Genomic DNA, 16403 nt, shown 5'->3' on the forward strand with positions numbered 1-16403 from the left:
ACAAGTTGCCCTGTAAAGCGAATTGTAGGCGAATTATACACAAATCATCTTCAAAAGTCAAACTTAACAAACTCCATCGGCAAGTTTAATATTACCGTTTTCGTCTAAATTAGTAGCTTCAAAGTCCTTAACTTCCTTATCTACGGCTTTTAACTCATCATTAATAGTATCCATATTCTTTTTAAGTGTTTCAAGTTTTTGATTAGCTAGTTTTAAACTACTCTCTTTACTTTGCAGTCTTTTTTTATTAAAAGCTTTAGTTTTAGCAAGCAAGCTATCGTATTTGTTTTGCAACTCTTGTTTTTTTGTTAAATCCTTTTCTTTTACCATCTTTTCAAACAAGCCCTGTGCTTCTTTTGTAGGTGTATCACTCTTTAGATTTTCTTGTATCATCCTAATCTCACCTTGTAGGTTGGTAATATCAACGTTTTTGCTTTTGATGCTAAAGTCGGTATCACGTCTTGCATCAAATAAATCAGCACGCTTGCTAAGCAAAGAATTGTGTTTTATCTTTAACTCAAGTTCAGCACGTTTTATAGGATCTCTTGCAAGAGCCAACATTACTTGCTCCGCACTAGGCATAGCAGCGGAGTCATCCATACTTACACTCATAGTATTTGCTTTTTCTTTGCCATATAAAGCATCATTCCAACCACGTTTACCTAAAACAGTTTCATACATCAAGCTATCAATTGTTCCAGCCTGCATAAAAAAATGTGTATTTACTTCATCGTTTATATTGCCAGAGCGGACTCCCCGCCCGTTTCTTTGTTTGATCTCAGCAGGTGTCCAGGGTAAGTTTAGATGATATATATCAGTAGTATATTTTTGTATATTTAGTCCTTCCCCGGCTGTTTGTGTTGTGCCTATAACAACTTTAATTTTACCGGCATTATAAGCATCCACTATATCTTGCTTTGCTTGCATCATTTTTTCCCCACTCATATTATTACTTTCTTTACCTGTTTTTACATTTGTAGCTTCATTTCCAGAGATGATAGCTATTTCACTTTCTTTAAATTTTCCACTTGCAACAAGCTCATCTTTTATTTTTTTATGTAAATTCTTTTTTAAAGCACCAGCAAAAACAGCACTATGTCCTGCATTATCTAAAAATATAATCTGTCCAGCATCTTTATTTGCTTGTCTTTTTTCGCTCACCATTTTAATGGCAGCCTTTATCTTATTGTTTGTATGATTCATTTCTATAAACTCACCATGAATAAAATCTTTACTCTGATAAAGTCTAGGATCAGCACTTGCATTTACAGCTTCAGAGTAATACCCCATCATTTTGTTTTTACCATCCGCATCACTTTTTGCTTTTTCCATCTTGTTAAAAATATCTTCAAACACAGCAACGGTATTATCATTAGCATCTAGATAATGAAACTGTATATTTTCTTTTGGTATTGTTATGCCGTTTTTTGCAAAATCTTCCATAGGTATATAATCAATAAACCTACTCTTAATACCATCAAGTTCAAAAAAGTTTTTAATCTCTGTAAGCCCTGTTTTAAACCTACCGTCTTGTGCAAAATATTCACTAGTGCTAAAATATCTATCTTTAAAAATAGTAGCATCATATATACCATACTCATCTAAAATTTTATTATCAAGCATTCTTAAAACAGTGTAAAGCTCCATAGGTTTATTAGGTGTAGGTGTAGCATCAAGCATAAATATATTACTATTATTGTTGCGTTCAGATATATATCTAGCCTTAAAAAATACATCATAAGCACGATTAGAGCCAAAAGAAAGTTTGCCAGTCTTTTTATTTCTTTTAATATTAATGCCAACACCCAAACCATCTTTTGCTATTTTGCTAGAAAAGCCAACATTTTTAAAAGCCCTTGCTTCATCTATTATAAGAGAGTCTATACCAAGCCTATCAAGAGTAAGCTTTTTATCTTCTTGATTTAGATGGTAGGTTTCTAAAAGCAGTTCAGTACGTTCTTTGTTTAGTGCTTCTTGTCGTCCTTTGTCATTTAAATTCATAGTATTTTCTATCAAAAATTCATTAAGATACTTCCTTGTCGCTTCTTGTGGCAAAGCTAGCTTTTCAAAGCCCTCGTGCGATATTAGCACATAATCAGCTCGTGAATTTCCAAGTTCACTAAGCATTCTTACTCTTTTTTCAGCAGGCAAATTATAAAGATTTATAATTTTAGCACCAGGATATATTCTTTTTATCTCACTCTCCCAATTTTTCATAACCTTGCTAGGCACTACAAATAGTGGCTTTTGAGACATACCCCTTAGTTTTAAAGCCTTTGCTAAAAGTATTGCAGCAGCAGTCTTACCACCGCCAACATCGTGAGAGTTGATACCTTTACCTTCAAATATAGCCTTTGCAGCCCACGCTATTTGATTATCTCTAAACCTAAAGCCTTCAGCCGCTTCGTTTATAGCGTCTTGCACTAAAAACTTAGCTTTTGTATAATCAGGTGTAACATAAGAATTAAACATATTATTATAAATGCTTTCCACTCTTTGCTTTAATTCAGGGTTGTTATTTACTCTTTCTTTTATCTCAAATTTTATATCTTTTACTCTCTCTTGAGCTTCTCTAAGTCTTTGCTTATAGATAGCTATGTTCTCGTCTTTGCCCCTTGCTATTAGCTTTCTTGAGTTTAAATAGTTATCAAAAACTTCGCCAAATTCACTTTTATACTCTTCGCTAGCTTTTCCATCGCTACTATATTTTACAACCTTTTCAAGCTTATATATATTTATATTATTATCTATTAGCCAAGGTTCGTTACCATTTATCTCAAAGTCATCTATGGTCTTTACAGGTGGCAAGCTTTCTTCAAGCTTTAGCTTTTGGCTTTCAAGCTTATTAAGAACAACATCATCGTATATATAAGTCTGCTTTAGTTTATCTATATTATCAAGCTTTTTTCTAAGATTACCAGCATAATAAAGCACATCATTAGTAACAAGATTAATTCCAGATACACTGTAACCATGATCAAGTGAGCGGTGAAACTCCTGCTTGTTTAAAATCTCGCTAGGCTTACTAAAATCAATCTCCCCAGTTCGCCCCATGCTAGCCTTTAGCCTAAACTCCAAAGGTGAATCAGCATCTACATCAAGCCTGCCCATATTTTCAAACCTAGTTCGTTTTATAGCTATCTCTTTAGGTGTAAAGTCCTTATCAAAAAAGCTAGCATAATCATGAAACAATGTATTTTCATCGCCAAAAGTTCTAACAAGGGCATTATCATTATATGGATGCTTTTTAAACCTTTCTTTATACTGGTTTATAAGCTTTGTAGCACCTTCTAAGTCTTGCTTCTCACTAGCCTTTTTTATCTTATCAAGTAGCATTATCTTTTTGCCGTTTGGTGTATTTGTTATATCTTCATATATCCTAACTTTTTCTTTGATATCACTAAATTCAACAGTTTGAGTAGCTTTCTTAATACCTTTTTCACCTATAAAAAGTTCAGGGTTTTTAATATCATAATATTTTACATTATTATCACTAGCCCACTTTTTAAACTCATCAGCTTCAAGCGGCATTTTATCCATCACCTCTTGTTTTTTTATCTTTTCTTCAAAGCTAGGCTTTATTTTTATCCTTGATAAATCACTCTCGCCAAGCACTTCATAAGCCTTGTCACCATGAAATTTACTAATTCCAGCTTTCAAATCTCCCAAAATATTTTCAGGGTGTTTTTGAAAATACTCATTTAAATATATATCATCAGCTGTTTTGCTAGATTTTATAAATGCATCGTTATTAGCCTTTTGAGCCTCACTTATTTGCTTATTTGCTCCCCTTTTTTGCAAAAAGATTATATCTGTTCCTACATCAGTATGAGCATTTTGGCTAAAGCTTTTATCAGCCAGTCTATACATACCTATCACATCAGCCTTACTCATTAGCTCGGCTCTTATCTTAGTATCTATCTTATCAGCCACACCTCTGCTTGTTATAAAGGCAAGTATGCCATCATCTTTTACACTATCAATACCTTTAACAAAAAAGTAATCATGCAAAGTTCTAACATCTGTTCTATCTAGATTTCTACCACCGCCCCTTCTTTCTAAAAAAGGCACATTTGATATAACCAAATCATAATCACCCTTTTTAAACGATTCAAAACGTGTATGGTAGTGTTTGCCTTTAGAGTAAAGCCTTTTAACAACCTCGTGTGCATTAGGGTCTATATCTATAGTAGTCCAATTTAATTCAGGCTTCATTCCTACAAAGTTACCACTTCCAACAGCTGGTTCAAGTGCATTTTTTATCTCAACTCCAGCATCATCTAGGGCTTTATACATAGATTTTATAACAGGGTAGGGAGTATAAAATTCAGTAAATCCAGCTTCGCCATTTTTTAAACCACCCCTACCAGTATAAAGCCTTAAAATTTCCCTATCTTCATCTGATATATCTTTAACATCTTTTTTAAGTATCTCTAAGGCTTTTTTATTTAGCTCAACTCTTTCTCTTTTATCTAGTCTTATAGGCTCTTTGTTGTTTAAATCATAATTACTTTGTGTATCTTGTGTAGTGTTTTCTTGCTCGTTAGCTTTTGTAGGCTCTTGTATATCACTAGCCAAAGGCTCATCTTTAGCTAGTGTATTGTTGCTTGCTTCGTCTAAAAGCCTTGCTCTTCCGGCGGTATCGCTTGCTCTTGTAGTGGAAAGCCCGCTATCGTATTCATCTTGTTTTGATACCACAGTGTCTCTACTAGCCCCCACATCACCTGTCCCATCGCTGCTAGCGGGTTCATATCCATCCACTGAGTCATCGCTCGCGGATACCCGCCCACTCTCGCTAGGGCTTGCAGTATGCTGTCGGCTATATCGTAGGGTGTCGCTAGTATCTCGTAAGCTTGCTCCCTCACTTCCTTGATATTGCTCTTTAGTGGTGCTTCCCCTTCTATTATCTGACTCGCTATGTCTTGTAAGTCCTTGTTGGGTAATCTCTGTTTGAGTATCTCCGCTAGCTCTTGCGTTGTTAAACTCTTCATTGACTTTAATCGTGCCATATTCCACTCCTTTATTTGTAATTTTTTCACTAAAAAGTCTATTTGCTATACTTATATCATTAGATGTAAAAGCTTGCATAAAAACATCAATATTTTTATCATTATATCCTGATCGTTTTAATATATTAAGCATTTGTTCATCAGATAGTCTTTTTTCAGGTGGAGTTGACATGCTTTGTTTTAAAGCATGTAGTATATTATATCCAGCAAATCTAGGCTCAACAGGCACACCGTCATTTATAATATTACTTATTAAAATTTCTTCATTAGTTGGCTTGTATTTTACATTTATAAAATCTCTCACAAAATCTGGACTTATATTTGGGTTTTCTTTAATTTTCTTACTAACTTCAGATTGAGCCTCGTTAAACCTAAGCATAGAATCCTCTTCTGCCTTACCAACATTTTGCCCAAAGTCTTGCACATGCTTTTCAAATTTCTTTATCTGCTTTTCATTAGCTTTAACAAATGCAGCCTCGCTTATATTATCAGCATATTCTTTTACATCTTCGTATGTTTGCTGGTCTATAACACTAGAGTCTTTGTTTTCTTTTAAGTCCTTAGCAACTTGCTTTTTTACATCAGGACTTTCATTTGGTATTACATCTTCAACAATATCATCAGTTGTTATATCTTCCCCATTTTCAACTTTTTTAACAGAATACAACTCGCCTATTTCTTTAGCTTGTTCTTGTATCTTTTGTCTTCTTGCATTCTCAGCATCACTTATAGCGATATCTTTTTCTTCTTGTGTTTTTGCATTAGCTATATTTTCATTAGCCTGTGCTTCTTTATTTTCAGCACTAGCTACACGTCTATCTTTTATTTTCTTAAAAGAATTTATTAATGCCTTTCCACCATATTCTAAACCAGTGCCTAAAACAGCAGCACTAACAGCACCCATAGCAGCACCTTCGGCTACATCTCTATCACCACCGTGTGCAGCTATTGCCCCACTTACTGCACCTGTTCCACCATAAAATAAAGATTTTTTACCTATTTGGGTCAAAAGCTTACCTTTATTAAAAACTGCTCCCATAGGAATTAAGTTTATAGGATCAATAAAACTACCAAGTATACCGCCAATTGTTCCTGCAACATCCCACTCGTTTGGATGAGCTTCGTGCCATGCCTTGTCTTTTTCTTTAAAAAGGTCTATACCTTTTTTTGCTTTTTTCGCCCAATCAATACCATAATCAACATTACCATCTTTATCTTTCATTGCTTTTTTTCTATCTTCATCAAAAAAATTTACAGCATCATCTGGTAATTTTGAATATCCAAGTGCAGATTCCGTAGGCTCTTTAAAGAAATTCATTCCAAGTCTCGTCCACGGGCTTTCGATATCCTTGGCATACCTAGCTTTTTTTAATGCTTCACCTTCGCTAAGTTCACCACGAAATATTTTATTTATATTATCGTTATTTACACCACGATTAAAAAGCTCTTCACGTTTTGCATTTTTATACTTTATATATTCATCTTTTGCAAAATTTATTACGGCATCTTTACTAAAGCCTTGTTTTTGTAAGGCCATGATGGCATCATCGCCTAAAAATTCTCTTATTGTCATGGCTTAATCCATTTCATACTTATTAAGCCAATCTACACTATAACTTTTATTTTTTGGCTTTTCTTGTATTTTTTTAGGTTCGTTTTTGTTAGGTGTACTACCGGTAATACTATCACTAAAAGCCATATCATCAGAAGTGTTTTTTTCGCCATTAAAAGCACTTCTACTTATATACTTATTTCCACTCTTGTCAGACTTTATATATCTTAGATATTTAGCATCTAAGTTTTTATACTCTTCTAATGATATAGGCTTATACTCATCAGGGTCTATACCTGTGTTTTTTATCTGTTCTGCCTTATGTTTTTGATACTCTTTGTGCTGCTTATCTATCTTATTACCAAATAAAATAACCTCATTATCACTAAGCCCCTTTGTCTCATCAGGAAACATCTTCCTAACTAATGATATAGAGGCTATCCTATCTTCGTTGCTAAATCTAGCTTTTTGTTTAGCTTCAGCAGTGTTCGCATTATAATAATTAACCTTACTATTAGTTTCCATACTCCTAAGTCTAAGCTCTTTATCTTTTATCTTATTATCGTGTTCTAGATTATTTATTTGAGCGTTTGCTGTTCTTTCTTTCAGTCCATACTCTTTATTTTGTAAAGCTACAAGTCTCTCACGTTCCGCCTTTTCTTCTTCTCTCTTTTTTCTTTGAAGTCCTATGTCTCCGAGTCTTGATATACTCTCTCCAATAGCAGCTATTCCCATACCAGTACCAGCACCTGAACTCATAGTTGGATTTGGTAGGTAGTTTATATTAAATCTAGCCATTATTACATCTCCTCATCTTCATTACGTTTTCTATAGATATTTAAATTACTACCACTCCAAGCCCTTTGCAAGTCTTGTTCGGATCTATTTCTTCGCTTTCGCTCCTCTCTTGCCAAATCAAGATTAAAATTAAACTGTTTTTGTTGTAACTTAGCTTGTTTATGACTAGCTATTGCACTACCAACACCACCGACAACAGCACCTACAGCATTGATACTATCGGCATTGTTTTTTAAAAAATCACTAAAGCCATTACCAGCATTTTTCAAAAAATCCCACATTACTATCTCCTTTCTTTTTCTAATGATAGATTTAGTTTTATATTTTTAGCTCTTGAATATTTCTTATACTCTTCAAGTTTATTTTTAATATCTCTTTGTTTGTTATAATCTCTCTCTTCTACTGATTTTTTATACTCTTTTTTGAGTTTATTTGCTTGTTGTTGTGCCTCTTTTTGTTCTTGAAATTTTCTAAACCCAACACCTTTTGAAAGTATTTCACCGACACTAGCATCATCTTTTTTATTGTATGACTTTGGTGCATCTATAAAATCAGGTGCTACACTATGAACCGTGCTTTTAAACACATCTTGTCCATATCTACCAAAAGTAAGCGGTGGTAGATAATTTCTTGTTAATTCTGCTATACGTTTATACATTTTTTTAGGTATGCCGTCATCTTCTTTTTCAAAGCTATATCCAAGTGTGCTTTTACCTTCAGCTAATACATTCCATATACCCTTAGCAAAACCACCACTAAGTTCAAGCTTATCAAAGCCATCAAATCTAAATCCAGGCACCAAACGACCTGAGTTTAAATACCAACCATTACCTAAATCCATAAAGCTTTTTATTCCAAAAACATTAGGAAATTTATTACTATCAGCCCACGATGGCTTAAATAAATTCTCTTTTTCATTATCACCAAAAAATGAACTAGCTCCAAATCCTACAAGTCCAGCCTGAAGTAGCATAAACTTACCAGGATTTTTCATTATTGTTTTTAGCACCATAGGACTTGACTTTACACTGTAATGTAAAAATGGCATGATCCCGCTTTTATCAAGCCATCTAAGAGTTCCATTAAAATGTGTTGAATAATCCACATAAGCATACTGTGCATCTTTCATAGCCTCTTTTGGACTCATTCCAGCATCTATATTTTTCTTATATCTAGCTAGTTTAAAAAACTTATCTTCCCAGTCGTATGCTTTTCTTATCGCATCACCAGTTTTTGAACCTTCTGAAAAATAAGCAAGCCTAGCTAAATTCCAAAAAATGCCATCTCTCTTTTCTACTTTTAAGTCTTTTATACCTTCAAGGTCATTAAGCATAGAGTTTAAACCAACTCCGTTTGCTTCATTAACAAGCTTATCAAAAGCCTTTTTATCAGTAGCAAGCATATTTAAAGTCTTTGCAAGATATTTTAAATCACCATGCAAATAACTAAGCATAAAGTTTGAACCAAAATTGTATAAATGTGTAAAGGGGTTTTTAACAGTAACATTTACTTTTATATGATCAATTAGCTTATAATACCAGTGGTTAAATTTCTTTATCTCTCCGCTTATCAAATCAGCTTCTTTAACAGCATTTGCAATATCTTCTGGCACATACTTACCAGCCAAAGCACCATATTTTTTTATACCACCACCAACAGTCTCATCACTTATTCTTACTAGTCCATCAGCCATCTTATCACCAGCATATCTATCAGCAAAAGTTTTTAGTATATTTGCCCTTAGTAATTGAACCTTTTGTTCTGCTATTGTTTTTGAGATAGCAAAGCTTGAGTCTTCAATCATTTTAAGACCAACACGCTGATCATAAGTTAAATCTTTTCTTGCTTTAAACTCATCAAACAAAAGCTTTTTTGTTTTTTCGTTTTCTTTTAAATGTTTTTCATAGTAGCGTTTTATATAATTGCTTAGTTTTTTATCTTCGCTTAAAGCACCAGCTTTTACAAGATCAGTAGCATTATCATCTATGATTTTTCTATATGTTGCATAGGTTTGTTTTAGATAATCAGGTAAGTCTTTAGATTCTATCTCTCCATCCATTGCCTTAAAAAGGAGCTTACTTTCATCTTTATTTAATTGTGATAAGTTATCCCTTACTCTTTTAGCATGAGCATATATGCCCATCTTTGTTTTTGTAAAATCATCTAAGATATTATTTATCTCTCGGCCATATTTACTTAGACTTAAAATTTTAGCTATTTGTGGATTTTTTTGTGCGATTTTTACACTTGCATCATCTGTAAGTTTACCAGCAATTTCAAAAAGTTTATCTACTTTTTTATCCCAATTATCTTGTTTTAAAACATCATCAAAAAGCTTTGAACTCTTTGCAATGGTTTCTTTTATAGGACATTTCATAATAAAGCCTTTTTTAGTTTTTTATATACTATTAAAGACTTTCCTAAAAAATATAAAAACTACCAGCTCTTACCGGTTTTGCTTCTATTGCTTGCCCTTTCCTTACTTGCTCTTGAGCGACCACCTGGCTTACCATCGCTCATGCCACTTCTGCGACCACCCCTGCTACTTCTAGAAGAATTATCACTACCTGAGTTACCATTACGACCAAGACCACGACCAAGACCACTTCCTAATGCACCATAGTCACCATTACGACCAAGACCACGACCAAGACCACTTCCTAATGCACCATAGTCACCATTACGACCAAGACCACGACCAAGATTATTTCTATCTGCTTTTAAATTCTCTTTATTTCTTTCGAAAGTAGCTATAAGATTTAAATGCTCTCTCACAAATTTATTTTTTTCATTTCTCGCACGCTTATAAAGTCTATCACTAAGCTCATGTATATTATCTGAGCTAGCCATTGTTGAGCTTGATGTAACACTCTGTGTTTGTGCTGTAGCTTGTGTATTTATCCTATCCCAATCCAAAATATTTGGAGTATCATAAGAAAACTTAGCTAACTCATTTTTCACTTCATCACTTAAACCAAAAGCTATACTATCAAGCTCTCCACGAATATTTATATTAAAGTTTACATTTCCGTAAGCATCCATTGAGATATTAGTCCCATAAGTAGAGTTAAAACCATCTATGTTTAAGCTTCTTGACATAGAGTCTCTATTATAACTAGAGACTTCAGAAAAGCTATTAAACCCAGTTTCTAAAAACGCACTCAAACTTTTATCAACTATTGTGCTACTAAACACATTATTGGTTATATTACTTACAAGTTTATCGCCTTGATAAACAGCTGATATCTTTTCATTATATGCAAAGCCAAGAACATTTTTATCTATGTCTGTTAAAAACTCAGCTCCCATATCAAGACCTATCATAGATTTCAAACCTTGCAAAAAGCTTCTATCGCCTATGTAGGTATTTACTTGCTTATTATCAATATTTACAGCACCTACCAAGTCTCCACCAAATCCAAAGCGATTATCAAGCCCAGTTGCTACTTCTAAAGCTTCTGTTACTAATGTTTGCACTGCTTTTAATGCCATAAACCCACCGATAGGAGATATCGTAGTTCCAAGAGCTGATAAGCTTTTACTTATAGCCACATCTACACTCTTTTTAAGAAGTCCTGTGTAAACATGCTCTGCAATATTTGAAGCATTAAATTTATCATCTTTAGCATAATCAAATGCAATACCAGCAAAAATTGAACCAAGAGAGCCTAAATAAACATTACTAATACTCTCAAGCACATTCTCTAAAGCACTATCTTTATGTATCTCATCAGCAAGACCTGCAAGACTACCAGCTTTATAGTATCCATTTCCAGAAATTCCAATATTCCCAAACTCACCTAAAGCTAGAGGATTTGTTTTATCAAATCTTGCATTCTCACTATCGCGGTTTGATAGCTCATTTGTATAATGTCTTAAATCATTTATAGCATTTATGGCAATTTCTGTAGCATTTGTAAAACCCTCTAAACTTCTTTTATAATCTTTATACTCAAGTGATATCTGTATAGCACTTAGTGCAAACTCTACAAAGTCTTCATTAAGTTGCATTATAGCCTCACTTAAAGACCCACCTTGTTCTATAAAAAGCCCTTTTAAATTTGGCATAGGTAAAGAAAAGGCATTATAAAGACTTCCGCTCGCATAACTCTCATCAAAGTTACTTCCCGCAAGTTCTGTAAAAATATCATCACTAAAGTTATATGTTGTATTTATAAAGTCTTTAAATGCAATATACATCTATCTTATTTCTTTCGCTCTGTCATACTCATTGTGGTTGGTTTAGTAATGTTTACATCATTTTTAATAAGCTCACTTTGTAGGTCAAAAAAGAACTTAGTCATATCACTAGGCACTATCATACCGCCTTGTTGATTGCCTTCGATAAAGCTTCCTAAAATACTAAGCACTTTTATTACCCTATTATCTTTTACTTGTCTATCTATCGCTTCTTGTTGTGATTGAGCCAGTTTGTTTTCTTTTTCTAGCTTTTTTATCTGAGCTTCTAGCATTCTTCCTTGTTTTTTTAGATTTTCCAGTTCATCAGCTCTTTGTTCTGATAATTTTGCATTTTTTATCTCTTGAGCTTTCGTTTGCTCTTTTATGCCAGCGATATTTGCTTCCATAGCTTCGCCTTGTTTTCTTAGGTTTTCAAGCTTTACAGCAAAGCTTAGGTCTTCATCGGCTAATTGTAAAGCTACTTGCATTGCTGTTTGTGTAAATTGCAAAGTCATCTGCGGAAGTAAAGCAACAAGTATCTTTATACGATAATCATTTGTTATATTGTACTCGCTAAATTTCTCTTCTAAAAACTTTATTGTTTGGTTATAAGGGCTATCTTCTTTTGTTGTTAGCTCTATTAAATCCTTTAATCGCTCTTTATATACTTCATTATAGTTTGTATCTATCATCTCTTTGTATCCTTCTTATCTTTGCATTTTGTAGAGTAAGAGTGTTGTTTATATCTCTTACTTTTGAGCTTATGCCATTATTATTTATTTTATCTATCGCATTTGATAAATTATCTATTCTTTGCTCCAAATAATTAACTTTATTTTCTAAAACTTGTTTTTCTTGTTCTAGATAAGATACTTTCTCTTTTAGCTCTTTTAGCTCTTGATTATTGTTTGTGCTTTCATCTGACATCGCTTATTACCACCTTTAGCTCTTTACATCTTGTTAATTTTAAAAATTTATTTAAAGTATCTTTGCTTTTATACACGCCCTTATCATCATAACTAGCCCCAAGCAAGATACATCCTTTTGTGTCCTTTGGGTAATTCCCAGCATGTATCAGCACAAACCTATCTTTGGCTACGTTTTCATTGTGCAAGAGTGGCAATGTCGTTTTAAACTTAGGGCTAGAATGCCAAGAGACATGATAAAGCCCCTTTGGCATTCTTTTATCTTTGTTTCTTTCTATTGTGTCAGGTCCTGCTGGTTCTAGTGTGTAGCCATTTAGCATTATCTCATCATCACTATTTTTTAGTTCAAACTCGCCAATGGTCCCATCGTTTATATCTTTTATTCTCATTATGTGAAGTATCATCTAATGCCTTTATTTGTTTTTGTCTCTATAAATTTATCAACTATGCTATTTATCCACTCAGCGCCTCTCCACGCGACAAACCCACCAACAGCTAAAGATAGCCTTTCATGGTCTGTAAAATAGTATGATATTTCATAAGCTATCCAGCAAAAAAACATACTAGATATTGCACCTGTAAAGAAATTAGCCATCTTTCTTGTGTTTGTCTTATCTTCACTATACTTATCATTTAAAAATCCAGCCACAAGACCAATAGTTGCTATCCAAAGTAAATAACTATTTTTTTCAAAAAATATTAAGATATCATTCATCTATACATCCCTTTAAAAGTATTTCTATTTGCTTATAGTATTTAGATAGCTCTTTTGCTGTCTGCGGGTTTTTTTCATCAAATGCTGGTTTATTTGGTAGCTCTACTTTACATTTCACTGGCACGTATACATCTTTATACTCTGTTTTTACTATTACTTGTTTATCAGCACAACCTGCTAAAATAATCAAAAAAACAACTACAAAGATATAAAATACAAACTTACAATTTCTGTTTTTAGTTTCTGTTTTCATCAAGAAAGCTCCTTAAAAAGTTGCTCATAGTATTTTAGTTTTACGCTACATTTGCTATTTGATTTTGGCGTTGTTATCTTTTTAAATTTATCATCAAGCTTTATAAGTTCATCGTTTAGTTTTTCTTTATCTACTTTTAATGCTTTTAGCTTTTCGTTTTGAAGTTCTATCTTAGAGTTACACTCACTAAGGTTTGATATATAAAGTTCATTTGTTATATTGCTAGCGTTTAGTTTGTATGTCAAATCATCTATTTTATTATTCAAATGATTTATCCACACAAAACAAAGTACAATAATCATATAAGGTATATAATTAAAATAGCTTTTTATCATTGTCTATACTTTATTTTGTGATAAAGCCTACAGCTATAATAAAACAGCTTAGACTTAAATTTTCCAACCCCTAAAGACAAAAGAGTCTTTAGAAGCATGTCATCAGCGTATTTAAAGCTCACATTTTTAAGTGTGTCGTATTTGATAGTGCTATCAGCTACATCACATAAATAATCATGCAAGATAGTAGCCGATAGATACTCAGGACTATTTGGTGGAAAGATAGGCCATAAAAGGCGAGGCACATTTGCACCATTGCTTTTATACCCCTTAGGTACTTTTATACCTTCAAAGATAAAATCTTCTACTACTTCGAATTTATCTTTACCAAAAGGTTTAACAATGACTCTGTTAAGTTTGTTCATATTTGTTTTAAAGTAGAATTACGACTAGAGGTTAGGCTAGAGGGTCACAACCTCCAGCCTAATGCTTAACTTCGGCGGTGGATAAATCCACATCGCCTCGTCTTGCAAAGCTAAAAATGACAAGCAGTTGTCGTTTTTTACGCTTCTCACCTCAGAAAGGAGGTGAGCTTAATGCTTCAAAAAATCATATTAACAATTATAATACTTTGTTTTATAGTTGTCAAGGCTTACTAAGCCTAGCCCCTTTTTTGGGGCTAATATGGTTTTTCCCTCTAGCCGTTTTTACTATCTCCTTTCTATTTAGTTAACTCTAACTCCGGGAGCTGTTTAAAAAGCTCTTCTAAATCTACATCTCTAGGGTCTACACCTTGTGCTTCCTTTTCAGCTAAAAACATATACCCAGTTTTCCACACTTTAGACTTCCACACACCAAAAGCTTTTCCTTCTTCTTGAAAGTCATTTTCATACCCAGCATAAGAACTGGCACTTAAAATATTATCATATCCGTGTTCTTGTGCTTTTTTATCTAAATACTCCCCAGCTCTATCCTTAAATTCTTGTATAAGTTTTTCTTTTGTGTATTCTTGTATACTCTTTGTCTCTATGATTTGAGCTACATATTCACCATCTACCTCTTTATACTCTACCGTTTGATAATCAGGGTTAATTTGAACTTCTACAACAGGAAGCAACCCAATCTTATTTAGTTCCTCTTTACTTAGTCTATCAAGATAAAATATCCCATCATCTGTAGTTACATAACTATCAAATACAAACCTTTTTTCTTTTTTATCAAAGTATTTTTTCATTTTTTATCCTTATCTCCAAGCTGTGTTGGCGTTCTTGTTTCTAAACTTAGATGGAACATTACTTTTTGACAATGCTGAGCCTTGAGCAAAATATTGGTATATAGTAACACGACCAACGCTCCAGTTAGTTATGTTTTTGTTAAACTTTTTACAATCGTGGAACATAAAGGACATATCAATAACTTTATCAGTCTTGAAATGTTCTAAAGTCTGATTAAACTCATAGCAGTCCCAAAACATACTATTCATATCAGTAACATTTTCTGTATTGAGGTTATTTAAAGACTGGTTAAATTTCTTACAACCGTAGAACATATCAGCCATATTTGTAATTTGTGTTGTATCCCAAAGACTAATATCAGGGTCATTAAAGTACAGACTGTTATTTGCATTTGAGTCATTCTTGAAAAGATATTTAAACGAAGTTGGTGGCTTTGAGAAATATAAACCATCATTAGGTTTAAATGTATAAGGAGTTCCTCCTCGCTCTACGTATTTTGGGTATACTGGGTCTTTAGTGGTATGTGTCAGTGGAAAATATGTACCTTTGAATCTTTGGACTTTAGATTCAACACTATTGCTGTTATTAACTGTTATATGTGACATTTTGATATCAGTAGGACTAACAGCAAAATAAATAAAAAGCTCATAGCCATATAAATTTTTTGGTACTACTTTAAACTTACACATACTACCAAATCCTGATATTTTAGAGCCATCCATTACTACTATCATCCCAGTTTGCCCAGCAATTGCGTTGTTTAAAGACAGTGTTTCTTTTGTAGATGGGGTTATAACAAAGTTGTTACTCTGTCTTAAATCAGCACTTAAACTTGTTTGTTCCCTTTTATCAAATGCAGTCTGTCCTGCTTTTTTTAGATATAAAAATTCAGCTGAAGTTTTGTCTATTTTCTTATCTATCAACTCTTTAAGGACTTTACCTTGATTGGCACTAAGGGCTTCCTTTGGCGATGAACTAGCAAGATTATCTGTTACTGTTGTATAGTTTGCGTTTTCTGAACGAATATACCTACTATCTGCACTACTTTGAGTTAAAAATCCTGAAGTGCTAGGTATAGCGCTTCTTACAGAGTTTAACTCATTCTTTGTAGCAAAATTATTTTTTTCACTAGTGTACGTATCTACAGTTAGTTTGCTATCTAACTCAATCTTTGTAGCATAAGTACTACTTGCCTCTGTAGTCGTAAGATAACCCGCTAGTGCTGAACTTAATGCGTATTTATCATCGCTTTGTGCTTTTGTATAAACATCTCCTAAAAGCTCGTTTATCTTATTACTTGAATAAGTCTTGTTAACATTTTTATTGCTATCGTCGATAACACTCTCTTGCTTTACTTGCTCACCTTTTTTTAAAAAAGTGTTATCAGCTTCAACTCTAGAGTAAACATCTTTTTCAGTTTCTACCGTATTACTTGCTTTAATTATCTTTATCATATTTGCT

At 33.3% G+C, this 16403-nt stretch carries 14 protein-coding genes; all 14 read right to left on the bottom strand.

Annotation, left to right across the window (positions count from 1 at the left end):
- Positions 1–63: 63 nt before the first annotated feature.
- The 14 genes from CPIN18021_RS01205 to CPIN18021_RS01270 all read right to left on the bottom strand — a co-directional run bounded on the left by CPIN18021_RS01205 (position 64) and on the right by CPIN18021_RS01270 (position 16396).
- On the bottom strand, positions 64–6582 hold the full coding sequence (locus CPIN18021_RS01205; protein ID WP_078424211.1) for a helicase-like domain-containing protein: 6519 nt from the start codon (positions 6580–6582) through the stop codon (positions 64–66).
- A 3-nt stretch (positions 6583–6585) separates the two neighbouring features.
- Complete coding sequence (locus tag CPIN18021_RS01210; RefSeq protein WP_078424212.1) at positions 6586–7359, bottom strand: hypothetical protein; 774 nt, start codon at positions 7357–7359, stop codon at positions 6586–6588.
- Positions 7360–7361: 2 nt separating this feature from the next.
- On the bottom strand, positions 7362–7640 hold the full coding sequence (locus tag CPIN18021_RS01215; RefSeq protein ID WP_078424213.1) for a hypothetical protein: 279 nt from the start codon (positions 7638–7640) through the stop codon (positions 7362–7364).
- Between the two features lie 2 nt (positions 7641–7642).
- The gene (locus CPIN18021_RS01220; RefSeq protein WP_078424214.1) at positions 7643–9736 is read right to left on the bottom strand and encodes a hypothetical protein; all 2094 of its coding nucleotides are present in this window, start codon (positions 9734–9736) and stop codon (positions 7643–7645) included.
- Between the two features lie 59 nt (positions 9737–9795).
- Positions 9796–11559: a hypothetical protein gene (locus tag CPIN18021_RS01225; RefSeq protein ID WP_078424215.1), complete on the bottom strand. Its 1764-nt coding sequence runs from the start codon at positions 11557–11559 to the stop codon at positions 9796–9798.
- 5 nt (positions 11560–11564) lie between these two features.
- Positions 11565–12230, bottom strand: coding sequence for a hypothetical protein (locus CPIN18021_RS01230; protein WP_078424216.1), 666 nt, complete (start codon positions 12228–12230; stop codon positions 11565–11567).
- Positions 12211–12465, bottom strand: a complete 255-nt coding sequence (locus CPIN18021_RS01235; RefSeq protein WP_078424217.1) for a DUF5320 domain-containing protein — start codon at positions 12463–12465, stop codon at positions 12211–12213. Before CPIN18021_RS01235 ends, CPIN18021_RS01230 begins: the two co-directional genes overlap by 20 nt.
- Entirely contained in the window at positions 12455–12868 is a 414-nt protein-coding gene (locus CPIN18021_RS01240) for a DUF5675 family protein (RefSeq protein ID WP_078424218.1), read from the bottom strand. Before CPIN18021_RS01240 ends, CPIN18021_RS01235 begins: the two co-directional genes overlap by 11 nt.
- Complete coding sequence (locus tag CPIN18021_RS01245; protein WP_078424219.1) at positions 12865–13179, bottom strand: hypothetical protein; 315 nt, start codon at positions 13177–13179, stop codon at positions 12865–12867. Before CPIN18021_RS01245 ends, CPIN18021_RS01240 begins: the two co-directional genes overlap by 4 nt.
- Positions 13172–13432 carry a hypothetical protein gene (locus tag CPIN18021_RS01250; RefSeq protein WP_226995992.1) on the bottom strand — a complete coding sequence of 87 codons (261 nt, stop codon included), beginning with the start codon at positions 13430–13432 and terminating at the stop codon, positions 13172–13174. Before CPIN18021_RS01250 ends, CPIN18021_RS01245 begins: the two co-directional genes overlap by 8 nt.
- Positions 13432–13698: a hypothetical protein gene (locus tag CPIN18021_RS01255; RefSeq protein ID WP_162273636.1), complete on the bottom strand. Its 267-nt coding sequence runs from the start codon at positions 13696–13698 to the stop codon at positions 13432–13434. Before CPIN18021_RS01255 ends, CPIN18021_RS01250 begins: the two co-directional genes overlap by 1 nt.
- Positions 13699–13763: 65 nt before the next feature.
- A complete protein-coding gene (locus CPIN18021_RS01260) occupies positions 13764–14132 on the bottom strand; it encodes a DUF1353 domain-containing protein (protein ID WP_078424221.1) in 369 nt (122 codons plus the stop codon).
- Between the two features lie 296 nt (positions 14133–14428).
- Complete coding sequence (locus CPIN18021_RS01265) at positions 14429–14941, bottom strand: hypothetical protein (protein ID WP_078424222.1); 513 nt, start codon at positions 14939–14941, stop codon at positions 14429–14431.
- Positions 14942–14950: 9 nt separating this feature from the next.
- Positions 14951–16396, bottom strand: a complete 1446-nt coding sequence (locus tag CPIN18021_RS01270) for a BspA family leucine-rich repeat surface protein (protein ID WP_078424223.1) — start codon at positions 16394–16396, stop codon at positions 14951–14953.
- Positions 16397–16403: the final 7 nt, after the last annotated feature.

The sequence above is a fragment of the Campylobacter pinnipediorum subsp. caledonicus genome, from assembly GCF_002022005.1.
In the GTDB taxonomy this organism is placed as follows: Bacteria; Campylobacterota; Campylobacteria; order Campylobacterales; family Campylobacteraceae; genus Campylobacter_A; species Campylobacter_A caledonicus.